Raw genomic sequence first — 23,017 nt, forward strand, 5'->3', positions numbered from 1 at the left:
CACCGGAGAGTGTGTCACTCGGGAAGCAGGCGTCCTGCCGCCATGTGGCCCGCACCGCTCACTGTTCGGCGCCGTACGGAGAAACGATGTCGGACATGACGGATCTGGGTCTGCCCGTTGGCGTCCTCGCCTGCCTCCTCGACCTCGACGGGGTGGTCACGAAGACGGCCGTCGTCCACGCGGCCGCCTGGAGGGAGACGTTCGACGCCTTCCTCCGCGAACGGGACGGCGCGGCCTTCCGGCCTTTCACCGACGCCGACTACGACGAGTACGTCGACGGCCGCCCGCGCGCCGACGGCGTCCGCGCCTTCCTTGCCTCCCGCTCCGTCGAACTGCCCGAGGGCGGCCCCGGCGACCCGCCCGGCGCCCGCACCGTGCACGGCCTCGGCAACCGCAAGAACGAGCTGCTGCTGGCGAGGATCCGCACCGGCGGCGTGGAGGCCTACGACGGGACCCTGCGCTACCTCGCCGCGGTCCGCGCCCGTGGACTGCGCACCGCGATCGTCTCCTCCAGTGCCAACTGCCGTGACGTACTGCGGTCGATCGGAGCCGAGGACCTCTTCGACGTCCGGATCGACGGCGTGGTCGCCGCCGAGCGCGGGCTGCCGGGGAAGCCGGAGCCCGACACCTTCCTCGCTGCCGCGGCGGACCTCGGCGTCGAGCCGTCCCGGGCCGCCGTGTTCGAGGACGCGCTGGCCGGCATGGACGCGGGCCGCGCCGGGCAGTTCGGATACGTCGTCGGCGTGGACCGCGTGGGCCGGGCCGACGCCCTGTACGCGCACGGCGCCGACCGGGTCGTGACGGACCTGGCCGAACTCGGGAGCGGTGAGTGACCGCACAGCGGGCGTACGACGTCGAGCCGTGGACGGTGCGCGAACGGAGCCTGGACCCGGACCCCCTGCGACGACGGACTCGGCGCGCACGAACAGCACACGGGCTTCACCCGCTGCCGGCGCCGGGACCTCGCCCGCACCCGCGCCGACCCGTACCCGCTGATGCTGCACTTCCCCTGCTTCGACCTCTACCGCGAACAGGTGGTCGAACAGGCGGACCCGGTGCCGGCGACGCACACCTGCACCGCCTTTTTCGAGGAGGTCTCCGGCGAGGAGCAGATCGTCCGCGACTTCGCCTGCTACGAGCCGCTGACCGTGCGGGACTCCTCGCTGCCGGCCCGCGTCCAGGCCGTCCTCGCCGCCCGCACCGGCCACCTGGACCCGGGCCGGCCCACGCCCACACCGCCGAGGCCGCTCTGACGGACCTCGCGGACCTGCAGCACAGCACCCGGGACGGACTGCACATCGCCTCCCTGGCCGGTACCCGGACGGCGCCGGTCGCCGGATTCGGCGGCATGCGCCGGGACGACGGCAGCCTCCGGTCCGTCCCCCGGCTGCCGTCGAGGTTGCGCCGTCCGGCCTCCACCCTGCAGTTCCTCGGCCGGCGCCCGCGCGTGGAGGTCACCGCGGACCGGGCCACGTACAGGCTGCGGTCCGGGGCGCCGCTGACCGTCCGTCACCACGGCGCCGAGCCGACCGTGCGCGAGGGCGCCCCCGTCGAGCGTCCGCTTCCGGTGCCCAGGTCCCGCCCGGCGCCCGAGCAGCCCCTGCACCGGGGCCGCGCCCGCGCTGAGCGGCGGCGGCCCTCCGGCGCGGGGGCCGCAGCCCGCCCTGCGAGCCCGTCGTACGCGGGTTAAGTTGTCGAAGAACTCCGGAACACCGGTTTCCCGGAACCCGTCCCTCGGAGCGCAGGGCCCGTGGACCCCGGGACCCGACGACACGCGGGAATGAGGGACGGACGATGACCGACGGCACCGGTGCCCTTCTCACCGGCACACGGCGGCGCGAGCAGCGGACCGGACCGGGCCCGTCACGGCGCGGCGGCACCCGCCCCCTCGCGGTGCTGGCCGCCGTCTTCACCCTCGCCCAACTCGTCCTGGTCCGGCCCGTGCTGGGCCTGGGCTGGGACGAGATCGTCTACACCAGCCAGGTCACCTCCCACCACCCGGCCGCCTTCTTCAGCGCGCCCCGCTCCCGGGGCGTGTCCCTGCTGGTGGCGCCCGTCGCGTCCTGGTCCGAGTCCACCGTCCTGCTGCGCGTCTACCTCGCCCTCCTCTCCGGCCTCGCCCTCCACCTGGCCCTGCGCTCCTGGCGCGGTCTGTTCCCCACCCGCGTCCTGGTCACCGCCGGCGCCTTCTTCGCCTCCCTGTGGGTGACGCTCTTCTACGGCCCTCAGGCCATGCCCAACTACTGGGTCGCCGTCGGCGCGCTGACCGCGGTCGGCTGCTTCCTGCGCCACCGCGCGGACCCCTCGCCCGGCGGTCCCCTGTGGGGGGTCGTGGCGGGGGCCGCGCTCATGGCCTGGATGCGGCCCACCGACGCCGTCTGGGTGACGCTCCCACTCCTCGTCCTCGCCCTGGCCGGCCGGCCAGGGCGGCCGCTGCCCGCCCTGGCCGGCGGTCTGCTGGCGGGAGGAGTCCCCTGGGTGGTCGAGGCGTACACCGCGTTCGGCGGCCTGCGGGAGCGGCTCGCCGAGGCCTCTCGCATCCAGGGCGGGCTCGGCCTGAACATCGCCGTCGACGACCAGCTGCGCAGCCTGGGCGGGCGTGCCCTGTGCCGTCCCTGCACGGGCTCGATGCCCCACCCGGTGATCACCCTGTGGTGGTTCGTCCTGCCGCTGCTCGCCGTCCTCGGGCTGATCGTCGCGGTACGGGCCCGCCGCACCCTGCGCACCGCGGTGCCGCTGGCCTGTGCCACGACCGCCGCCCTGCCGTACCTGTTCATGATCGAGTACGCGGCGCCCCGCTTCCTCCAGCCCGCCTACGCCCTGCTCGCGATCCCGGTCGCAGACGCGCTGTGGCACCTGGTCACGGCAGCGCGAGGGAAGTGGCGGCCGGCCGCCAGGGCCCTGGTCGCACTCGGGCTGGCCGGTCATCTCACGGTGCAGCTGACCGTCCTCGTGCACACGGTGGACCGCAACACCGACAGTCGCCGGGACTGGGCCCGCACGGCCGACGGCCTGCACCGGCTCGGTGTCCGCCCGCCCTGTCTGATCACCGGCCACGAGGCGATCCCCATCGGCTACTACACCGGCTGCTCCTCCGGCGCGACCGCCGGGAACAACGAGAACACCACGGCCGGGGAGATCCTGCGGACCGCGGAGCGCATCCCGGTCGCCACCCTCACCGGGCCCGGCGGCACACCGCCCGGGTACGCCGAAGCCTGGCCCGTCCACCGGCTCGGCGACCTCCAGGTCCGTATCGCCCCGGCGCCCTGGTCCGACCGCGCGACGGGTGTCCCGCGCGCCCGGTGACGGGGGTGCACCGCGCTTTGCGACGCCGTCGAGCACGACCTCGCGACCGGCGGGGCCCGGACCCCGCCCGCCGCGTCGTCCCGGTCGTGGTTCCGGTCGTCCCGGCCGGTGGGGCAGCGCCGTGGCCGGCCGTCGCCCCGCCTCCGTCCGGGCGGGCCCACCACGCCCGCGACCTCGCCGGGACGCCTCGCGCACCCGACGCCACGAGGTTAGGGAGCGCCTGACGGGAAACGCGGATCTGGCACCGGGCCGAACGAGCCGACGCAGCGGAACAGGGAGGAAGACATGGGCACCGAGCCGATGGGGGACGACGCGTACCAGCCCACCGGGAGCAACGAGGAGCAGGAGGACGCCGCGCCGCTCGACATGCAGGACGCCCTCGACGAACGGACCTACGACGACACCCTCGACGAGGGCTACTCCCCGCCGGAGAAACCGCTCGGTGTGACCAAGCACGGCACCACGGCCTCGGAGCAGCACGAGGGGGAGACCCTCGACCAGCGGCTGGCCCAGGAGACGCCGGACGTGTCCGGGCCTGCCGGGGACGGGGTGGGCGACCTCCCCGGCGGCGCGGGCGAGCCGGTCGACCCGGAGGCGGGCGCCGGCCGCGCCGGACGCCTGGTCGCCCCGGACGAGGGCGCCCACCCCGACACCACCAAGGAGGCCGTGGCCGAGGACGTCGGCATCGACGCCGGGGCGGCCGGCGCGGAGGAGGCCGCGATGCACGTCGTGGAGGACGGGGCGGCGCTCCCGGAGGACCAGGACAGAATCTGACCCCGGCACGCCGCCGGCCCGGTGCGCGATCGCACCGGGCCGGCGGCGTGCCGTCCCGCGAACGGGTGCACAGGGTTCAGGGCAGCATCTTGTCCAGGGCGGCGGGCCCCTCCTCGTCCAGCTTCCGCCTGGCCCACTCGAGGTTGTGCTGGGTGAGGTCCTTGCCCGAGGCAAGAACGAGGTCTTCCGGCGACACGTCGGTGCCGGTGCGGGCGTGGAGCAGGCTGTCCGGGGTGGCGCTGTCCTCGGGCTGCCGGGACGCGTCGGGCTGGGACGTCGACATCTTCTGGCTCCTCGGGTCCGGGTCGCTGGAGCGGCCCCGGTGCTGTCATCGGGTCCGGTACCCGACCGTTCAGCGCGGAAGTGCGCCGTGCATCCGGAACGCGCGCGGCGCCGCGGTGAAGGGCCGCTCCTCCTGGATGCCGGGGTACCTTCCCCGGCCCGCGGGAAACCTGCTCCTCGGGCCGCCTAGAAGGCCGTGAGCGTCAGCCGCAGGCCCGTGGGCGCCGTGTCCTGGACGTAGGAGGCGAAGTCGGCCACGTCGTCGAAGGCGAAACCGTACGCCCTGCCGTCCTCGGTCGCCGTGTGGACGGCCTTGGAGTAGTGGTTGGTGAGTTCGGTCCGGTAGAAGACCGAGGCGTCGGCCGTCGGCTGGTCCGGGTGGCTGAGCAGCGTCGAGCGGTTGAAGCCGGCGCCCGGCACGGCGGCCACCGGGCCGGTCGTGCCGTCGTGGGGGGCCGCGAGGGCGCCGTCGCAGAACAGCACGTCCCGCGTGGAGGGCACGTCCCGCGTGGAGGGCTTGCCGAAGGAGACCTGGGCGGGCCCGTCGAAGACGAACCGTCCGCCGCGTACCCGGCCGGTGAAGGTGCCGGCGTTCGTGGTGACCTTGAGGTCCCGGCCGGTGTAGGTGCTCCACACCTCGTCGATGCACGGGGCGAGGTAGTCCTTCGCGAACAGACCGGCGTCCAGACCGTGCCCGGGGGCGATGATCCGGGTGTCGTCCACGACCAGCCGGGAGAACGCCTCCACCTGCTCGACGGCGGCGAACGCGGCCGCGCGGCCGCCCTCGCGCACGGTGCCGGTCGTCTGGTCCCTGGCACCGGTGAGCCGGATGCTCATCGGCACGCTGAACATGTCGACCATGGTCGTGTTGCAGAACATGCCCGAGGAGTTGTACGTGGACTCGGCGCAGTCGTGGAGCACGCCGTGGTTGGGGCCGGAGGCGACCCAGCCGGCCGGGTACTGCAGCGCCGCGTTGCCGTTGCCGTCCGTGACGGCCTTGAACCTCAGCTTCGCGCCGAGGGAGACGTAGATCCGGCCGGACATGTACGGCAGGGAGAGCCTGGTCTCGCCGCTGCGGGCCGGGCGAGCGCCGGTGCCGAGCAGTCCGATCCGCATCCCGCCGCCTCTCCCGGTACGGCGGCCGCCGTCGTACCGGTGTCCTGTCGCGCTCCGCCGGCGCGCTCCGGTCGGTACGGTGGTACCCGCCGGAACGCCGTGTCAACGGCCGCCCGCCGGGGAACCGTCCAGGGCTCAGCCCCCGGGCTGGTTGATGTTGACCATCCAGGGGACGCCGAAGCGGTCCGTGCACATCCCGAACACGTCCCCCCACATCTGCTTCTCCAGGGGGACGGCCACCGAGCCGCCGCCGGACAGCTTCTCCCAGTAGCCGCGCAGCGCGGACTCGTCCTCGCCGCTGAGGCACACGGCGAAGGTGTTCCCCGGGGCGTACTCCATACCCGGCGGCATGTCGGCGCCCATGAAGGCGAAGCCGGCCGGGCTCGCCAGCATGCCGTGCATGATCTTGTCGGTGTTGTCGGCTCCGGACCGGCCGAAGTCGCCGTACGTGTTGAGCCGCAGCTCGCCGCCGAAGACCTCCTTGTAGAACTCCAGCGCCTGCCGTGCGTTCCCGTCGAAGCTGAGATACGGATTGAGGAGCGAGGCCATGGTTGTCTCCCGGAACGTCCGCGAAGGGCCGGCTGCGCGCAGCGTAACGCCGGGCCCCGGCGCCCGCACGGCGGCGGCGTGGCGGGCGGGCCCCGATTCAGCGCCCCGCCTGCTGAATGCGTTCGCTTTCTTCTATTGGATTCCGGGCCGTGCAAAGACCAGGCTGGTACGCGCTTCCCGAGACCGTGGGACGACAGCCGGAAACGGCCGAGGACGCCGCGGAGCCGGACGCCGTCTGATCCCACCGCGCCCGTCCCAGGCGGCCGGACGCCGTGGGCGGACACCTCGCGCGCCTGGTGCGCTCCTGGCGCGCAGGTGGAGAAAGCGCTTGCCGAAAAAAGTCACAGGAGGACCACCGCCCATGGCGTCGTCGCTGGAAAGACCGCTCGACCACCGCTACCGCGGCGAGCACCCGATCCGCACCCTCGCCTATCTGTTCCGCGCCGACCGCGGTCGGCTCGCCGCCGCGGTCGGCATCTTCACGGTCAAGCACAGCCCGGTCTGGCTGCTGCCGCTGATCACCGCCTCCATCATCGACACCGTCGTGCAGCACCAGCCGATCTCCCGGCTGTGGACCAGCGCCGGCGTCATCATGTTCATCCTGCTGGTCAACTACCCGCTCCACGTGCTCTACGTCCGCCTGCTGTACGGCAGCGTCCGCCGCATGGGCACCGCCCTGCGCTCCGCGCTGTGCACCCGTATGCAGCAGCTCTCCATCGGCTACCACTCCCGGGTCAGCGCCGGTGTGCTCCAGGCCAAGGTCGTGCGGGACGTGGAGACCGTCGAGCAGATGGTGCAGCAGACCGCGGAGAACGGCCTCGGCGCGCTCACCGTCCTCACCGGCGGACTCGTCATCATCGCCGTCCGCACCCCCGAGTTCCTCCCCGTCTTCCTGATCGTCGTGCCCGCCGCCGCCCTGCTCGTCGCCCGGCTCCGGTCCCGGCTGCGCGCGCACAACGAGCACTTCCGCCACGAGGTGGAGACCCTGTCCTCCCGGGTGACGGAGATGACCCGGCTCATCCCCGTCACCCGCGCCCACGGCCTGGAGGGCAAGGCGCTGCGCCGGATGAACGGCACCCTGAACCGGCTGCTCACCTCCGGAATGCGCCTGGACCTGGTCAACGGCCGGTTCGGCTCGCTGGCCTGGGTTGTCCTCAACGTCGTCGGCGTGTGCGTGCTGACCGGCGCGGCCCTCATCTCGTACTACGACGTCTGGGGCGTCACCGCCGGCGACGTCGTGATGCTCAGCGCCTTTCTGACCACGCTCACCAACTCCACGACCACACTGGCGGGGCTGGCCCCGGTCATCACCAAGGGGCTGGAGTCCGTCCGCTCGGTCGGTGAGGTCCTCCAGGCCCCCGAACTGGAGGACAACGAGGGCAAGACGGAGGTCTGCGAAGTGCGCGGCGCGATCACCTTCGAGGGCGTCGGCCACGCGTACGAGACCGACGGGCGCCCCGCCGTGCGCGACTTCACTCTCGACGTCGCCCCGGGCGAGACCGTCGCGCTCGTCGGCGCCTCCGGAGCGGGCAAGTCCACCGTGCTCAACCTGGTCATAGGCTTCATACGCCCGACCTCCGGCCGGCTGCTGCTCGACGGCGCCGACATGGGCGGCCTCGACCTGCGCACCTACCGGCGCTTCCTGTCGGTGGTGCCCCAGGAGTCGATCCTGTTCGACGGCACCGTCCGGGAGAACGTCGCCTACGGCATGGACGACGCCGACGAGGAAGCGGTACGGGCCGCGCTGCGCGACGCCAACGCGCTGGAGTTCGTCGACCGGCTGCCCCAGGGTCTCGACACCCTCGTCGGGGAGCGCGGCGCACGGCTGTCCGGCGGGCAGCGCCAGCGGCTGGCCATCGCCCGCGCGCTGATCCGGGACCCGAAGGTGCTGGTCCTGGACGAGGCGACCTCGGCCCTCGACACCCGCTCGGAGGCGCTGGTGCAGGAGGCCCTCGCCCGGCTGCTGCGCGGGCGCACCACGTTCGTGGTGGCCCACCGGCTCTCCACCGTGCGCGGCGCCGACCGGATCGTGGTGATGGCGGACGGCCGGGTTCAGGAGATCGGCACCCACGAGGACCTGCTGTGCCGGGGAGGGGCGTACACGGCGCTGCACAGCGGTCAGGTGGCCTGATCGCCCGGTCATGATGTGACGGTTTTCGGTCAACTTCGGTCGGTCGGACAAGTGGGGGGAGTGCTTCCGCCTACCCCGGGCATACGCAGCGGAAACCAGAGAGGGGCGCTTCGTGCTCGCACCGGATCCCAAGGCCGTCAGACGGCTGCTCACACGGTACGCGACGCTGCGGATAGCTCAGGCGGAACGGTATTCGTCGGAGGCGGCGCGTGAACTGGACGACGTCAGCGAGACGCTCTGCGTGATGACGGGGGCGTCCCGCGTCCAGGACGCCATCGCCCTGGCCGACGCCCTGCTGGAGGAGGCACGGCGGCCCGCCGCCGACCGGGCGGCCCCGCGGGCGGGCGGGGAGAGAGGCCTGCCCCTGGCCGTCTGAGCCACCGGTCCGTTCAGCCGCCGCCCGCGACGGCGGCGCGCCGTCCGGTGAACGCCGAGCGGTAGGCGTACGGCGTCGTGCCCACGACCTTGCGGAACCGCTCGCGGAACGCCGTGGGCGAACCGAACCCGGCCTGCTGGGCGATCCGCTCGACCGTGTGGTCGCTGTTCTCCAGCAGGTACTGGGCGCGCCGCACCCGCGCCCGCAGCAGCCACTGCAGCGGCGTGGTGCCCGTCTGCTCACGGAACCGGCGGCTGAAGGTGCGCTCGCTCATGCCGGCCCGTGCCGCCATCGCCCCGAGGGTGACCTCGTGCGCCAGATTGTCCTCGATCCAGTCCAGCAGCGGTTCCAGATCCGACCCGCGGGGCACGGGCGGGTGCTCGTGCACGATGAACTGGGCCTGGCCGCCCTCCCGCTCCAGCGGCATCACCGACATCCGGGCGGCGTTCGCGGCCACGGCCGAGCCCAGGTCCCGGCGGATCATGTGCAGGCACATGTCCAGCGCGGCGGCGGCGCCGGCCGAGGTGAGGATCTGTCCGTTGTCGACGTAGAGCACGTCCGGCTGCACGTCGACGCGGGGGAAGGCCCGGGCGAGCTGCCCGGCTGCCACCCAGTGCGTGGTGGCGCGCAGACCGTCCAGCAGTCCGGCCTCCGCCAGCACGAACGCGCCCACGCACACCGAGGCGATCCGGGTGCCCGTCCCGGCCGCGTCCCGCAGGGCCGTGAGCACGGCGGGCGAGAGCGGGGACGCGCCCTCGGCGCGGCCCGGCACGATGATCGTGTCGGCGTCGGCCAGCGTCCGGAGCCCGCGCTCGATGCGCAGGGTGAAACCGCCGTCCGCGCTCACCTCCGGCCGCTCGGCGCACAGCCGGACCCGGTAGGGGCGCCGGCCGTCGGGCAGCCGCGTCCAGTCGAAGACCTGCATGGGCGCAGCCATGTCGAACGGCACGACCCCATCGAGAACCAGAATCGTCACGGAGTGCATGACCGCCACGATAGGCGGATTCCCGCCACCCTCGGAACCAGGGACACGAGAGCGGTGGCACGGGCGAGCCGTGGTCGACGGTGTTGGCGAGAACCCGTTGGAACCTGTCGTTCCAGCCCCTGGGTGAGCATCCGGCGTGCCCCTAACGTGAGCCCGGCACCGCCGATCACACCATGGAGAGAGTTCCGGTGACCAAGCTCCTGCTGTCCCTCCACGTCCTGGCCGCCATCGTCGCCGTCGGTCCCGTCACCGTCGCGGCCAGCATGTTCCCGCCGGCCGTACGCCGCGCTCTCCCGTCGGAGGGCGGCGAACCCGTCACGACGGCCGTGACCACCGTCGCGCTGCTCCACCGCATCTGCCGGGTCTACGCCCGCGTGGGGATCGCGGTGCCCGTCCTCGGCCTCGCCACCGCCCTGGCGATGGGCGTCCTGGACGACGGCTGGCTCGTCACCTCGATCGGCCTCACCGCGGCCGCCGCCGGGGTCCTGCTCGCCTTCGTGCTGCCCCGGCAGGACGAACTCGTCGGACGGCTGCAGGGGAGCCGGTCCGTCGACCGCCGGAGTACGGTGCGACTCGCCATGTTCACCGGGGTGTTCAACCTGCTGTGGGCGACCGTCACCGTCCTGATGATCGTCCGTCCCGGCTCGACGACGGGCGCCTGACCCTCCGGCCCGCCGGCCCGCCCGATCTGCGCCGGACTTCCGGAGCATCCGTTACGTGTTCCGTCGTACAGGGGAATTGCCTCCTCGGGAGGGTCGGCCGCCTAGACTCTGCAGTCGCGTCCCGCATCGGGGCCGACGAGCAGAAAGGCACGTTGACGGGTGTTCCAGGATTCCCCCATCTACGACCGACTCATCGCGGAGTGCGGCGATGTGCCCGCACAGGTGCGACGCGAGGCCGAACGCGTGAGCAGGGAGCTGGAGCTGGTCATGCGGCCCCTGCAGTCCCCCGGTTACGGCCCCGGCCTCGGCCGGCCGCACTCCCCGGGCAACGGCTGGCAGCGCACCGCCCTGCTGCCGGGACCGCGGTCGCACTGAGCACGGTGCGGCGACGGTCCCCTCACCGCGCCGTGCTGCCCGCGCCGTCCAGCTCCGCGGGCTCGTCGGGGACGGGGCGGGACAGCCACTCGGCGATGGTCCGGGCGATCGGCTGCCCCGTCTCCACCTCCACGAACCCGAACTGCCCCGACTGGTTGCACTCCAGGAACCACCAGGTCCCGTCGGCGTCCTCGGCGAAGTCGAAAGCCCCGTACGCCAGTTCGGACCGGCTCAGATACGCGCGTACGGCGTCGGCGGTGCGCGCCGGGACCTCGACCGGCTCCCAGGGGGACCCGGGAGCGGCGAAACGCACGTCCACCTCCTCCGGATCGGCGTCCGGCCGCGTCGCCTTGCGGGCCGCCAGCAGTCGCTCGCCCACCGCGGTGAGCCGGATGTCGGCCCGCTTGGCGATCCGCCGCTGCAGCAGCGTCGGGCCGAACGCGACGGCGGAGAAGTCCGTGTCCGGCGCCACCCTGCTGGTCGGCACCGCCCTCGGCGGGTCCTGTGGATGCGCCCCCGACACCGGCTTGACCACCAGGTCCGGAAAACGCTCCGCGAACTCCCGCGCGGCACGTGGAAACGTGGTGATCACCGTGGCCGGTACGGGCAGGCCGCAGCGCTGGGCCAGTCGCAGCTGCCACGGCTTGTGGCGGGCCTGCCGGGCCGCGTCCGGATGGTTCATCCACCGCGCGTCACAGCCGCGCAGCATGCCGTAGAGGGCCTGTGAGGCCTCCTCGGTCAGCCATGCGGACGGCTGCGCCGCACGTCCGGCCGGCGTGCCGGGCCGGCGCACCCACACGGACCGCAGCCCGTCGATGCTCACCAGCCTCCCGCCGACGGACAGATGGCCGCGGAAGCGGCCATGGACGTACTCGCCGGACAGCGCGACGCCGTCCGTCAGATCGGCGGGATCGAGGCGCACCACCGGGACACCGGAGCCGTTCAGATGGACGACCACCATGTCGGCGGTCACATCCTCCTCGCAGGTGAGGATCAGCACGGTCATGGTTCACGGTCCGCGTTCAGTCGTCGAAGTGGGTCTTGGAGCCCGCGGTGGACGTCGTCGTCCCCGCCTCGCGCAACAGCGCGTGGTCGCAGGCCGCGATCCGCCCGTCGCCGAGTACGTTCAACTGCAGTCCGGAGTCGTAAGCGTACGGAGTGGAAACAGCCAACTCCGCCGCCGGACGTGCGTAGTTGAGCGCGAACGGTTGCATCGTCTCTCCCTCGTCGGTGCTGCGCCGAGCAGGCAACGGCCCGCGGTGCGCCGTTGCTTGGTTCGCCGACTTCTTTTGGCTTCCAGAGACTTATACGAATCGAACGAGTGGTTGGTTTCCTCACGGAGCGTAATCACCGGCGGGTCGCCGGCCGCCCCGCCGGAGGGTCCCCCCGGGCGCCCGGGCACCGGAGGAACCCCGCATGGTGCGCAGAGCGAGCAGAAGTACGCCCACGTCGTCCAGGTAGACCGGATCGGGCAACAGGTCGGCCGGCAGTACCAGATAGAGAACCGCGCCCCAGAACACCCAGCGGGGGCCCGTGGGCAGACCCGCGTGACGCAACTCACGCCGCGTGCGCACCAGCCGGACCAGGACGGCGACGGCGCCGGCCAGCACCACGGCCGCGAGGACCGCGGCGACGACGAGTACCACGGTGGTCGTCTCCAACGGACCACCCTCCTCCCGTGACCCGCGCCGCGGTCTCGCCGCGGCACAGCCTGCACTGAGCGGATTCCCGCTCGCGGCGCCGGTATGGCGGCGGGGACCGGCCATGCGCGCATGCGCCCCGTGCCCCGTGAAATCCGTGCGAAACGCAGGATCGCCGCAGGTCGTCCCGATGGCTCAACCCGGTGACGGCGAGGGGCGGGGGCGCCTGGAAATGGCCATCGGCCTTCCCCTGGAGCCGATCATGACCGCCTGCTCCTCGTCGCCCTCCCCGAACGAAGGGGCATACCCGCCGGGGTGGCCCAGCCCTCCGCCACGACGGCCACGGTGCCCGGCCGCCCGGCGGCCGGTGACGGCCGGGCCCCACGCCGCCGGGGACGAGGGCGGCCACCGGCCCGGCAGCCGCACGCCCGAGCCGGTCGACGGGCCCGTGGTCCGGTCGGGGCGGCCCGGCCCGCGGTGGTGGCCCTCGCGGTGTGCGCGATGGCCCACGCCCCGGTGCGGCACGACGGTGTGCCCCTGGGCCCGCACGCCCTCACCGTCCGCCTGTCGGTGTGCTGCGCGGCGCTCGCGCTGATCCTGGTGGTACGCCCCGGTGCGGTGGTCCTCGCGGGAGCGGTCGTGGTCCCGGCGGTCCTGGCCGTGGCCCACGTCCACGGCGGCTCCCTCCCGTCGGCCGACCTGCCCCGGTCCGTGGGCCTCGTCCTCGCGTCCGGTGGTTCGCCGCCCCGCCGGCCCTGGCGGCGCTGGTCGTACGCGTGGTGTCCGCGCTCCCCGCCACCCGCCGGGTCCCTCGTCGCCCCCGAAGGCCCGCCGCGCGGCAGGCTGACGCCCCGACCGGCCTCCGAGCCCGCGGCGGGGTCCGCCAGCACGGTCGCCCGCGCCGCCCGTGGCCACGGGCAGTCGTGTCCCCCCCGGCGCCTCGAGGGCCCGGGGGCGCCCCGTCGGCGCCGGGCCGCGTGCCCGCCCCGGTCCGCGACCACCCCGGGCCCCGCCCCTCGCGGGATCTCCGCCGGTGTCGTCCGCGGAACAGGGCCCGTACGCCCACGTGGGCGCGCCCCGGCGACCGTCCTTCCCGCACACCGCGTCCGGGCCGGGCCGGAAGTGACTAGTGGTCCGGTGCGGCCGGCTCCTCGATGGCGGGGCGACGGGCCCTGGCTCCCGCCCTGAGGCGTTCCAGGGTGCGCGTCAGGGGGGACGGGACCCTGGGTGCGGGGGGACGCTCCGGACTCGGGGACCCGGCGGGCTCCTGGTACGCGGCCAACGCCTCGTGCGCGCGTTCCGCGGCCTCCCGGTACAGGTCCCGGGACTTCGTCATCGCCTCCAGCGCCTCGGCGTACATCGCCACCAGCGCCCGCTCGCGGACGAGTTCCTCCGCCGTCGTCAACAGGCGCCACTCCTCCCGCAGCGCCGTCAGCGCCTCCTGCGCCCCGTCCGGCAGCGTCCGCGGCAGCGCGTCGTACCGGACCACCGCCTCCACGAGGTCGACCGGTTCCGTGCCGTCCAGGAACACCGCGCGCACGGCGAAGGCGTCGGCGTCGTAGCCCTCCGGGGCAGGGCCGCCGGGCAGCACCACCGCGCCCCCGCGCGGAACCTCCACGCCGAACTCCCGCAGCGCCCAGTTCGCCACCCGCAACTGCTGGGGTGCGGCCCGGTGCTCCACCACCCGGTCCCGCAGCCCCGGCGGCAGCCAGTGCGCGAGCGGCACCCGGCCGCGCTCGTCCGTGGTCATGGCCTCGTGGACGACGGCATGGACGTGCCACGGGTCGCGCGCGCAGTCGCGCAGCAGCCGTCGTACGGCCTTGTCGTCCCCGGGAAGCGGGTTGATCACGCCCGGCCGCAGCCCCGTCGCCGGGTCGGTGTTCCACCCCGCGCCCGGCTCCGACGGCCAGAACATGGCGGCCGGGGACGGCCAGGAGGGGTCCCAGGGCTGCTCCGCCTCGGCGACCAGGACCCAGTCCCGGCCGGCGTCCGTACCGGGCGCGAGGATCAGCCGGGCGCGCACGGTGACCCCGCCGGCGACCCGCGTCCGGGACTCGAACACCAGGTCGGGGGAGGTCTCCGCCGCGGGGAGTTCCAGGAAGTCGTCGATGTCCTGGCCGGCCTTGAGCCAGTGCAGGGTGTGCCGGAGCGCCGTGTCGGGGGTGGCGCCGGTGTGGCGGCCGCGGGCCAGCCATACGGTGGGAGGGACGGTGGGGCGGGCTGAGGGGGAGGTCGGCATGGGTCCAGTTGTGAGCGGGGGCACGTGCTCCTGCCAGTATCGTCGGGGCCGACCGGAGGATGGAGCCGGGGCTCCACCGGTCGGCGTGTCGTACACGGGGGTGTGCGCGGCGCACCCGCGGTGACGGCGGTTCCCCCGTGGCTCCGGCGGCCGGCCTCTCACCGCAACGGGTCCCGCGGGCGGGACCGGCCCACCCTCCGCCCCGGGGCCGGACCCACCCGCGCCCGGCCGGGTTGCCGCCCCTCGCTCCGGCGGCAGGGCCCGGACCCTACCAGCGGCGCACCCCCCTCGTCGCATATTCCCCCGGAAAACGCCAAAGCCCTCACTTTGATCGAGCACTCACCGTAACGTCGATATCACGTTCGCGGTACAGCCGTGCGAGAAGGGGGATCCGGCGTGCCCGGAATCGACGAGAGCCTGCTGGAGGCCATGCGACTGCCGGGGGCGCGCGGTGCCCTGGTGGTCGACTGGATCAGCGGGCTCGCCCTGGGGGCAGTGGGCGAGACACCCGGCGAGGACGTGGAGGCCGCGGCCGCGGAGACCGCCGAACTCGCCCGGCTGGCCATGGAGAGCGGCACACTCGCGCCCGCCGACGGCGGGGCCGGGACGGGCAAGGAACCACCCGTCGACGACCTGATCCTCACCACCGCCGACGCGTACCACCTCCTGCGCTTCGTCGTCACGACCTTCGACAGCACGGTGTTCCTGTACCTCTGGCTCGACCGCGCCGACGGCAACCTCGCCCTGGCCCGGATCCGGCTGGCCGAGATGGCGGAGCGGCTGGTGCTCGGATGACCACGACGTGCACCGACGGAACCACGTCGGAACTGCTGGGCACCCTCGCGGCCGACCACGCCACCGGGGCGCTCTCCACGGAGTCCGGAGTCTTCTACCTCTCGGCCGGCCGCGTCGTCCACGTCGAGTCCGCGCACAGCCCGGACCTCGGCGACCTGCTGACCCGCAGCGGCGCCGTCGCCCCGGCCGGCTGGTGGGACGCCGTCGAACGGGCGGGGGCGGCGCACCGCGTCGGCCGCCAACTGGTCGACAGCGGGCGGCTCACCACCGGGGCGCTGGAGCTGTGCCATCTGGGCGCCCTGTTCGACGCGGCGTACTTCGCGCTCGCCCACCACGGCGCCACGCTCCGCTTCCGTCCCGGAGTCGCGCACTGGCTCGGCGCGGTCCGCCCCGTGCCCGTGGCGACCGTGCTCGGCGAGTCACGGCGCCGCCACGACCTGCTGCACCGCATCTGGCCCGACCCGGCCGTCGACACCGCGCCGCTCACCCGCGTGCCCGACGCCCTCCCCGCCGAACTGCCGCCCCGCCGCGCCCGCATCCTCGCCCAGGTCGACGGCGCCCGCACCGCCGTACAGATCGCCGCTGTCCTCGCCCACCGCACCTTCCACACCCTCGTCGAACTGCGCCGCCTGGCCGCCGGCGGGCTGGTCACCCCCGCGCCACCCCCGCCCGCCACGTCCGTCCACGCCGTCCCCGACGCGGTCGGCGCGGTGTGGGACGAGCCCGACACGGCGCTGCTGAGACGGCTCCTGGACGCCTTGGAGGCACTGTGATCCGCGCGCGCCGACAGCGTGCCGAAAGGAGACTGCTCATGGCCGTCGAGACCGACGTGCTGGACGAACTGCGTCGGCTCCGCACCCGTGTGCCCAAACTGGCGGGCTCCCTCGCGGCCACCGTCGACGGACTCGTCCTCGCCCACGACGTACCGGACACCGAACCGGAAGGGCTGGCCGCGCTCACCGCCGCCGCGCTCGGCGTCGCGTACCGCATGGCGGACGCCGCCGCCCGTGGCGAGTTCCGCGAACTGCTGGTGCGGGGCAGCCAGGGCTACATCGCCACCTACGCGGCCGGCACCACCGCGGTCCTCACGCTCCTCGCCGACGACCGGGTCAACGTGGGCCGGCTGCACCTCGAGGGGCGGCGCAGCGGCGCCCGGATCGCGGAACTGGTCGACACCGGCATCGGCCCGGGCGGAGGGCGGCACGCCGACCGGCCCGCGGCCCAGGACCCCCCCGCCCGGCCCGTCGGCGCCCTCCCGGTGCGGACCCCGCAGCGGCCCGCACACCGGCCCCGGCCCCAGCCCGGCGGCTGACCACCGGCTTCTCCCCCGGCCGGGCCTCCGTACGACCAGGCGGCCGGCCCGAATCACCCATCACCACCGAAAGGACACGGCCCATGGCCAACACCGAGACCGCGCTCAAGGAATGCCTCAGCTCCATCGACGGCGCGACGGCCGCCGCACTCGTCGACTACACCAGCGGCATGGCCCTCGGCACGCTGGGCGGAGGCAAGGACTTCAACCTGGAGGTCGCCGCCGCCGGCAACACCGACGTGGTGCGGTCCAAGCTGCGCACCATGGAGCACCTGGGGCTGAACGAGGAGATCGAGGACATCCTGATCACCCTGAGCAGCCAGTACCACCTCATCCGTCTGCTCAAGGGGCGCGGCGGGAACGGCCTCTTCCTGTACCTGGTGCTCGATGCCGGCCGGGCCAACCTGGCCATGGCGCGGCACCAGTTGCGCCGTATCGAGACAGAGCTCGAGGTCTGATCCGGTGCCCGGGCCCTTTGCGCCGCCGTGGGCGCAAAGGGCCCGGGGCGGTCGGGCCGCCGACCGCCACAGGTCGGGGCCGAAGACCTCGTGGCGGAGGGAGCGGCACGGTGGACCGGGCGACCGTGGTCCCCGCCGGTCCGGCCGCCCGGCCGATGTCGTACCGTCACTTTTGCCGGACCGCTGCCGGGCACCGGCCGGGTGGCCGCCGGGCGGCGGCGTCGGACGAGGGGACGGAGGCACACGGGTGGCAGGCTCCGGGCGGGGCGAGGACGCCCGCGTACGGCTACCGCAGCTGAGACTCGACGAGCTGCTGGAGGAGCTCCAGGCGCGGATCGACGCGGCCCGTGGCACCCGCGACCGGGTGCGCAGTCTGCTGGAGGCCGTTCTCTCGGTCGGCCGGGAACTCGATCTGGAGCAGGTGCTGCACAGCATCGTGGAGGCCGCCGCGACGCTGGTGGACGCGGAGTACGCCGCGCTGGGCGTGATCGGCCCGGACGGCAAGCGGCTGTCCGCCTTCCACACCGTCGGGGTCGGCGAGGAGGTGATCGCCCGCATCGGCCACTACCCCGAGGGCCACGGCATCCTCGGCGAGCTGATCCGCCGCCCGGAGCCGCTGCGGGCGCCGAAGCTCTCCGACCACCCCGCCTCGTACGGGTTCCCGCCCCACCACCCGCCGATGAACACCTTCCTCGGGGTTCCCATCCGGGTCCGCGACCAGGTCTTCGGCAACCTGTACCTGACCGAGAAGCGGGGCAGTGCGCACTTCGACGAGGAGGACGAGTCGGTCCTGTCCACGCTCGCGGTCGCCGCCGGCGTCGCCATCGACAACGCCCGTCTGTACGAGGAGTCCCGGCTGCGCGAGCGGTGGCTGCGGGCCAACGCCGAGATCACCCACGGGCTGATGTCCGGCAGCGAACGCGGCGCGGCCCTCCTGCTCATCGCGGAACGCGCCCGCGAGATCACCGGGGCCGCCCTCGCCGTGGTCGCGGTGCCCATGGCGGACACCGGCTCACTGACCGTGGAACTGGCCATCGGGCAGGGCGCGGACACCCATCAGGGGCTCGTCGTGCCCGTCGACGACAGCCTGCTGGGCCGCGTCTTCACCAGTGCCGCCCCCGTCATCAGCGCGGACATCGCCTGCGACGACCGGGCCTTCCCGGGCCCCCAGCGGTACACGGACCTCGGTCCGGCGGTCGCCGTGCCCGTCGGATCGGGCGAGGGCGTGCGCGGCATCGTCCTGCTGGTGCGGGCCGCTGGCCACAACGCGTTCACGGACAAGGAGATCGAACCGCTGCGGGGTTTCGCCGCCCAGGCGGCCGTGGCGATGGAGCTGGCCGAACGCCGTCAGGACGCCGAGCAGATCGCCGTGCTCGAGGACCGGGACCGGATCGCCCGCGATCTGCACGATCTGGCGATCCAGCGGTTGTTCGCCACCGGCATGACGCTGCAGAGCGTCGGCCGGTTCATCGAGCACAAGGATGCCTCGGAACGGGTGCTGCGGGCCGTGGACGACCTGGACGAGACCATCAAGATCATCCGGTCGACCATCTTCGGCCTGCGCTCGCCCGCCGACGAGGGCGCGGGCGGAACCGGCCTGCGGGCCCGCGCCGTACGGGTGGTCGGCGAGGCCGCGTCGGTGCTGGGCTTTCCCCCGAGCGTGCGCATGGAGGGGCTGATCGACACCCACGTCTCCCAGGAGACCGCCGGCCACCTGGTGGCCGTGCTCTCCGAGGCGCTGACCAACATCGCCCGGCACGCCCGCGCCGACCGCGCCGAGGTGGTCCTCGAGACCGACGGACGCGAGGTGCGGCTGACGGTCGCGGACAACGGCGTGGGCATCCTGGACGGGGGCCGCCGCAGCGGACTGCGCAACATGGCCGAACGCGCGGAACAGCTGGGCGGCACGTTCGAGGTCACCGGCTCCGCCGACCGGGGCACCACCCTGCTGTGGCGCGTGCCGGTGGGAGAACGGTAGACGGCTCCCCCCTCGGGCCGTGTGTGCCGGGCACCCGCCACGGGTACTCCGGTGATCGGCCGTCGGCCGTGGCGGTCGTCCGCCCGCCACCGGCGGAGGCCTCACCGCCGGTGACGGCTCCGGGACGGACCGCCGCGGCGCGCAGCCGCGCGGCAGCCGTCGGCGGGAGGAGCGTCGCAGTGACGGACTGGACCTGGGAGCACGAGGGGTACGACGCCGCCGACGCGCGCCTGCGGGAGTCGCTGTGCACCCTCGGCAACGGATACTTCGCCACCCGGGGCGCGTTGCCGGAGTGCTCCGCGGACGAGGTGCACTACCCGGGCACGTACGCGGCAGGCGTCTACAACCGGCTCGTCTCGGTGGTCGCCGGACGGCACGTCGAGAACGAGGACATGGTCAACCTGCCCAACTGGCTGCCGCTGCGCTTCCGGCTCCCCGGCGAGCCCTGGCTCACTCCCGACACCGCACCCGTGCTCGACCACGGCGAGACCCTGCACCTGTCCTCGGGGCTCCTGGAGCGCAGGACGCGGTACGGCCTCGGCGCCGGACGGGCGCTCCTGGTGCGCCAGCACCGCTTCGTGCACATGGCCGACCCCCATCTGGCGGGCCTGCGCACCGAGTTCACCGCCGAGGGCTTCTCCGGCCCTCTGGAGACCGAGGCGGCGCTCGACGGGGACGTCACCAACGCCGGGGTGCCGCGCTACCGGGAGCTGGACGGCCGTCATCTGACCCATGTGCTCACCGGAACGACCGCCGCGGACACGGTGTGGCTGCGCTGCCGCACCCGCACCTCGGACATCCGGATCGCGCTCGCCGCCCGGCTGACGGCACCCGCGCCCGTCACGAACCGGCACGACCGCCCGCGCGCCCTGCAGACCACCCGGCTGGACCTGACCGCCGGACACACCGTCACCGTCGACAAGATCGTCGCCCTGCACACCTCCCGGGACCCCGCGATCAGCGATCCGTTGCACGCCGCCGTCGACCGGGTGGTCCGGGCGGGCGGCTTCGACGAGCTGCTCCCGCCGCACCTGACGGCCTGGGCGCAGCTGTGGCGCCGGGCCGAGCTGGACGTGCCCGGCGCGGCGGGCCGCATCCTGCGGCTGCACCTCTTCCACGTCCTGCAGACCCTCTCCCCGCACACCGCGGACCTGGACGTGGGGGTCCCGGCCCGGGGACTGCACGGCGAGGCGTACCGGGGGCACGTCTTCTGGGACGAGCTGTTCGTGCTGCCGTACCTCAACCTGCACTTCCCCGAGGTCTCCCGCGCGCTGCTGCACCATCGTCACCGTCGCCTGGAGCGGGCCCGCACCGCTGCCAGGGACGCCGGGCGCCGCGGCGCGATGTACCCCTGGCAGAGCGGCAGCGACGGCCGGGAGGAGACCCAGCAACTGCACCTCAACCCCCGCTCAGGCCGCTGGCTGCCCGACCACTCCCACCTCCAGCACCACGTCGGATCGGCGATCGCGTACAACGTCTGGCAGTACTGCGAGGCCAGCGGCGACCAGGAGTTCCTGCACACCAAGGGCGCCGAGATGCTGCTGAACGTCTCCCGCTTCTGGGCGGACTCCGCCACCTTCGACGACCGTCTGGGCCGCTACCGCATCAAGGGCGTGCTCGGCCCCGACGAGTACCACGACGCCTACCCGGACGCCACCGAACCGGGCCTCGACGACAACGCGTACACCAATGTCACGGCCGCCTGGGTGCTCGCCCGCACCCTGGACGTGCTGCGCGGTCTGCCCGAACCGCGCCGCCGTGAACTCGCCGAGCGGGCGGGTCTGGACGCGAGGGAGCCGGAGAAGTGGGAGGAGGTCTCCCGCACCCTCCACGTCCCCCTCCACCACGGCGTCATCAGCCAGTTCGAGGGCTACGGCGAACTCGCCGAACTCGACTGGCGGGGCTACCGGCACCGGTACGGCGACATCCGGCGCCTGGACCGGCTGCTGGAGGCCGAGGGCGACTCCGTCAACCGGTACCAGGCCTCCAAGCAGGCGGACGTCCTGATGCTGGGCTACCTCTTCTCGCCCGCCGAACTCCAGGGGATCTTCCGCAGGCTGGGCATGAGCCTGGACGAACGGACCTGGCGGCGCACGGTCGACCACTACCTCCACCGCACCAGTCACGGCTCCACCCTCAGCGGCCTGGTCCACGGCTGGGTACTGGCCCGGGCCCGGCGCGCGGATGCCTGGAAGTTCTGCCAGGAGGCCCTGCGGGCGGACATCGCGGACATCCAGGGCGGCACCACCGGGGAGGGCATCCACCTCGGCGCCATGGCCGGCACCCTCGACCTCGTCCAGCGCGGGCTGACCGGTCTCGAGACCCGTGGCGGAGCCCTGTGGCTCGACCCGGTGCCCCTGCCCGAACTCTCCTCCTACGGCTTCACCCTGCGCTATCACGGCCACTGGGGCGTCCGGCTGCGGCTGGAACACGGCCTGCTGGAGATCACCGTGCCCTCCTCCGGCCGCACCGCGATCGAGGTCCACCTCCCGGACCGCACGGTCCGCCTCCAGCCCGGCGGGACGGGCCGCCTGGCCCTGCCGGACTGACGCATGCGGGCGCCCGTCCGGTCCGGGGAGCGGACCGGACGGGCGCCCGGCGGTGAGCCCGCGCGGGGCAGGGGGTCAGGCGCCGCTCGCGCGCAGCATGTCCTCGCGCTCCACGAGCTTCACGCGCTCGCGGCCCTGCGGTTCGCCCAGCGCCTTCTCCGCGGCGTCCAGGCGGTACCAGCCGCCCCAGGTGGTGAAGCGGATGCCGCGCTCGGCGAGGAACGTCTCCACGGCCTCCGGGGCCGGCGACGCGGGCTCCTGGAGCCGGCCGTCCGCGTAGTCCTTCAGCAGGTTCCCCACCGTTTCGTTGGCGTCGCCCTTGGTGTGGCCGATCAGACCCACCGGACCGCGCCGGATCCAGCCGGTGACGTACGTGGAGTCCAGGTACTCGCCGGTCTCCTGGACGACGCGCCCGCCCTCGTCCGGGACCGTGCCGGAGGCGATGTCCCAGGGCAGCTTGGGGAGCCTGTCGGAGAGGTAGCCCACGGCCCGGTAGACCGCGGTGACGTCCCAGTCCTTGAACTCGCCGGTCCCCTTCACATTGCCGGTGCCGTCGAGTGCGGTGCGCTCGGTGCGCAGGCCGACGACCTTGCCGTCCTCACCTAGGATCTCGGCGGGGGACTCGAAGAAGTGCAGGAACAGCTTGTGCGGACGGTCGCCGACATCGCGGATCGCCCAGTTCTCCAGGGTCTTGGCGACCATGTCGGCCTGCTTGTTGCCGCGCCGGGTGGCGATCGAACCGTCGTCGTAGTCGATGTCCTCGGGGTCGACGATCACCTCGATGGTGGGGGAGTGGTCCAGCTCCCGCAGCTCCATCGGGCTGAACTTCGCCTGTGCCGGACCGCGGCGGCCGAAGACGTGGATCTCCATCGCCTTGTTGGCCTTCAGGCCTTCGTAGACGTTCGGCGGGATCTCGGTGGGCAGCAGCTCGTCGGCCGTCTTGGCCAGGATGCGGGCCACGTCGAGGGCGACGTTGCCGACGCCGAGCACGGCGACCTTCTCGGCCTCCAGGGGCCAGGTGCGCGGCACGTCCGGGTGGCCGTCGTACCAGGAGACGAAGTCCGCGGCGCCGTAGGAGCCGTCGAGGTCGATGCCCGGCACGTCCAGCGCGCGGTCGGCCATGGCGCCGGTGGCGAAGATCACGCCGTCGTAGAACGCGCGCAGGTCGTCGAGGTGGATGTCGGTGCCGTAGTCCACGTTGCCGAACAGCCGGACCTGCGGCTTGTCGAGCACCTGGTGCAGGGCGGTGATGATGCCCTTGATCCGCGGATGGTCGGGGGCGACGCCGTAACGGATCAGTCCGAACGGTGCCGGCATGCGCTCGAAGATGTCGATGGACACGCCCGGTTCGGCGGCAACGTCGGACTTGAGCAGGGCGTCGGCGGCGTAGATCCCGGCGGGGCCGGATCCGACGATGGCTACCCGCAGGGGGCGGGGCATGGTCAGGTTCCCTTCGAGTGATGACAGGCGACTCGGTGGGAAGCCTAACT

At 73.5% G+C, this 23,017-nt stretch carries 23 protein-coding genes and 2 pseudogenes; 15 read left to right on the forward strand and 10 right to left on the reverse strand.

Annotated features, from left to right (window positions below; genetic code table 11):
• Positions 1 to 95 precede the first annotated feature (95 nt).
• From KYY02_RS04840 to KYY02_RS04860, 5 genes and pseudogenes are all read left to right on the forward strand, one after another.
• The gene (locus KYY02_RS04840) at positions 96 to 833 is read left to right on the forward strand and encodes a beta-phosphoglucomutase family hydrolase (RefSeq protein WP_371236156.1); all 738 of its coding nucleotides are present in this window, start codon (positions 96 to 98) and stop codon (positions 831 to 833) included.
• 123 nt (positions 834 to 956) lie between these two features.
• A pseudogene (locus tag KYY02_RS04845) lies at positions 957 to 1,253 on the forward strand (hypothetical protein); the annotation flags it as partial.
• A gap of 95 nt (positions 1,254 to 1,348) precedes the next feature.
• The gene (locus tag KYY02_RS04850) at positions 1,349 to 1,690 is read left to right on the forward strand and encodes a glycosyl hydrolase family 65 domain-containing protein (RefSeq protein ID WP_371236157.1); all 342 of its coding nucleotides are present in this window, start codon (positions 1,349 to 1,351) and stop codon (positions 1,688 to 1,690) included.
• A gap of 104 nt (positions 1,691 to 1,794) precedes the next feature.
• On the forward strand, positions 1,795 to 3,306 hold the full coding sequence (locus KYY02_RS04855) for a hypothetical protein (RefSeq protein ID WP_371236158.1): 1,512 nt from the start codon (positions 1,795 to 1,797) through the stop codon (positions 3,304 to 3,306).
• Positions 3,307 to 3,591: 285 nt separating this feature from the next.
• The gene (locus KYY02_RS04860) at positions 3,592 to 4,080 is read left to right on the forward strand and encodes a DUF5709 domain-containing protein (protein WP_371236159.1); all 489 of its coding nucleotides are present in this window, start codon (positions 3,592 to 3,594) and stop codon (positions 4,078 to 4,080) included.
• 76 nt (positions 4,081 to 4,156) lie between these two features.
• Here KYY02_RS04860 and KYY02_RS04865 read toward each other — a convergent pair whose 3' ends face one another.
• The 3 genes and pseudogenes from KYY02_RS04865 to KYY02_RS04875 all read right to left on the reverse strand — a co-directional run bounded on the left by KYY02_RS04865 (position 4,157) and on the right by KYY02_RS04875 (position 6,027).
• The gene (locus tag KYY02_RS04865) at positions 4,157 to 4,363 is read right to left on the reverse strand and encodes a hypothetical protein (protein WP_371236160.1); all 207 of its coding nucleotides are present in this window, start codon (positions 4,361 to 4,363) and stop codon (positions 4,157 to 4,159) included.
• A gap of 185 nt (positions 4,364 to 4,548) precedes the next feature.
• A pseudogene (locus KYY02_RS04870) lies at positions 4,549 to 5,442 on the reverse strand (beta-1,3-glucanase family protein); the annotation flags it as partial.
• A gap of 171 nt (positions 5,443 to 5,613) precedes the next feature.
• Positions 5,614 to 6,027, reverse strand: a complete 414-nt coding sequence (locus KYY02_RS04875; RefSeq protein ID WP_371236161.1) for a VOC family protein — start codon at positions 6,025 to 6,027, stop codon at positions 5,614 to 5,616.
• Between the two features lie 361 nt (positions 6,028 to 6,388).
• Here KYY02_RS04875 and KYY02_RS04880 point away from each other — a divergent pair, with 361 nt between their 5' ends.
• Positions 6,389 to 8,158 (forward strand): ABC transporter ATP-binding protein, encoded by a 1,770-nt coding sequence (locus tag KYY02_RS04880; protein WP_371236162.1) that lies wholly within the window; start codon positions 6,389 to 6,391, stop codon positions 8,156 to 8,158.
• Positions 8,159 to 8,270: 112 nt separating this feature from the next.
• Positions 8,271 to 8,534 carry a DUF5133 domain-containing protein gene (locus tag KYY02_RS04885; protein WP_371236163.1) on the forward strand — a complete coding sequence of 88 codons (264 nt, stop codon included), beginning with the start codon at positions 8,271 to 8,273 and terminating at the stop codon, positions 8,532 to 8,534.
• 13 nt (positions 8,535 to 8,547) lie between these two features.
• Here the strand turns inward: KYY02_RS04885 and KYY02_RS04890 are convergent, their stop codons facing one another.
• On the reverse strand, positions 8,548 to 9,519 hold the full coding sequence (locus tag KYY02_RS04890) for a GlxA family transcriptional regulator (protein WP_371236164.1): 972 nt from the start codon (positions 9,517 to 9,519) through the stop codon (positions 8,548 to 8,550).
• A gap of 188 nt (positions 9,520 to 9,707) precedes the next feature.
• Between KYY02_RS04890 and KYY02_RS04895 the strand changes: the two genes are divergently transcribed.
• Both KYY02_RS04895 and KYY02_RS04900 read left to right on the forward strand, forming a co-directional pair.
• Positions 9,708 to 10,181: a hypothetical protein gene (locus KYY02_RS04895; RefSeq protein WP_371236165.1), complete on the forward strand. Its 474-nt coding sequence runs from the start codon at positions 9,708 to 9,710 to the stop codon at positions 10,179 to 10,181.
• Between the two features lie 159 nt (positions 10,182 to 10,340).
• Positions 10,341 to 10,556, forward strand: coding sequence for a hypothetical protein (locus tag KYY02_RS04900; protein WP_371236166.1), 216 nt, complete (start codon positions 10,341 to 10,343; stop codon positions 10,554 to 10,556).
• 22 nt (positions 10,557 to 10,578) lie between these two features.
• Here the strand turns inward: KYY02_RS04900 and tgmB are convergent, their stop codons facing one another.
• From tgmB to KYY02_RS04925, 5 genes are all read right to left on the reverse strand, one after another.
• Complete coding sequence (tgmB, locus tag KYY02_RS04905; protein WP_371236167.1) at positions 10,579 to 11,562, reverse strand: ATP-grasp ribosomal peptide maturase; 984 nt, start codon at positions 11,560 to 11,562, stop codon at positions 10,579 to 10,581.
• Between the two features lie 16 nt (positions 11,563 to 11,578).
• On the reverse strand, positions 11,579 to 11,770 hold the full coding sequence (gene tgmA / locus KYY02_RS04910; protein WP_371236168.1) for a putative ATP-grasp-modified RiPP: 192 nt from the start codon (positions 11,768 to 11,770) through the stop codon (positions 11,579 to 11,581).
• Between the two features lie 120 nt (positions 11,771 to 11,890).
• Positions 11,891 to 12,217: a YkvA family protein gene (locus tag KYY02_RS04915; RefSeq protein ID WP_371236169.1), complete on the reverse strand. Its 327-nt coding sequence runs from the start codon at positions 12,215 to 12,217 to the stop codon at positions 11,891 to 11,893.
• Between the two features lie 174 nt (positions 12,218 to 12,391).
• Complete coding sequence (locus KYY02_RS04920; RefSeq protein ID WP_371236170.1) at positions 12,392 to 12,871, reverse strand: hypothetical protein; 480 nt, start codon at positions 12,869 to 12,871, stop codon at positions 12,392 to 12,394.
• Between the two features lie 451 nt (positions 12,872 to 13,322).
• On the reverse strand, positions 13,323 to 14,435 hold the full coding sequence (locus KYY02_RS04925) for a hypothetical protein (protein WP_371236171.1): 1,113 nt from the start codon (positions 14,433 to 14,435) through the stop codon (positions 13,323 to 13,325).
• A 396-nt stretch (positions 14,436 to 14,831) separates the two neighbouring features.
• On the opposite strand from KYY02_RS04925, the gene KYY02_RS04930 reads away from it, so the two are divergent.
• The 6 genes from KYY02_RS04930 to KYY02_RS04955 all read left to right on the forward strand — a co-directional run bounded on the left by KYY02_RS04930 (position 14,832) and on the right by KYY02_RS04955 (position 21,527).
• Positions 14,832 to 15,230 (forward strand): hypothetical protein, encoded by a 399-nt coding sequence (locus tag KYY02_RS04930; protein ID WP_371236172.1) that lies wholly within the window; start codon positions 14,832 to 14,834, stop codon positions 15,228 to 15,230.
• Entirely contained in the window at positions 15,227 to 16,003 is a 777-nt protein-coding gene (locus KYY02_RS04935; protein ID WP_371236173.1) for a hypothetical protein, read from the forward strand. Before KYY02_RS04930 ends, KYY02_RS04935 begins: the two co-directional genes overlap by 4 nt.
• Before the next feature lie 38 nt (positions 16,004 to 16,041).
• Entirely contained in the window at positions 16,042 to 16,542 is a 501-nt protein-coding gene (locus KYY02_RS04940; RefSeq protein WP_371236174.1) for a roadblock/LC7 domain-containing protein, read from the forward strand.
• A gap of 83 nt (positions 16,543 to 16,625) precedes the next feature.
• A complete protein-coding gene (locus KYY02_RS04945; protein WP_371236175.1) occupies positions 16,626 to 17,000 on the forward strand; it encodes a roadblock/LC7 domain-containing protein in 375 nt (124 codons plus the stop codon).
• 247 nt (positions 17,001 to 17,247) lie between these two features.
• Positions 17,248 to 18,978 (forward strand): sensor histidine kinase, encoded by a 1,731-nt coding sequence (locus tag KYY02_RS04950; protein ID WP_371236176.1) that lies wholly within the window; start codon positions 17,248 to 17,250, stop codon positions 18,976 to 18,978.
• Between the two features lie 179 nt (positions 18,979 to 19,157).
• Positions 19,158 to 21,527, forward strand: a complete 2,370-nt coding sequence (locus KYY02_RS04955; RefSeq protein WP_371236177.1) for a glycoside hydrolase family 65 protein — start codon at positions 19,158 to 19,160, stop codon at positions 21,525 to 21,527.
• A gap of 75 nt (positions 21,528 to 21,602) precedes the next feature.
• Here the strand turns inward: KYY02_RS04955 and KYY02_RS04960 are convergent, their stop codons facing one another.
• Entirely contained in the window at positions 21,603 to 22,967 is a 1,365-nt protein-coding gene (locus KYY02_RS04960; protein WP_371236178.1) for an FAD-dependent oxidoreductase, read from the reverse strand.
• Positions 22,968 to 23,017 lie beyond the last annotated feature (50 nt).

Source organism: Streptomyces pimonensis (genome assembly GCF_041380215.1).
In the GTDB taxonomy this organism is placed as follows: domain Bacteria; phylum Actinomycetota; class Actinomycetes; order Streptomycetales; family Streptomycetaceae; genus Streptomyces; species Streptomyces pimonensis.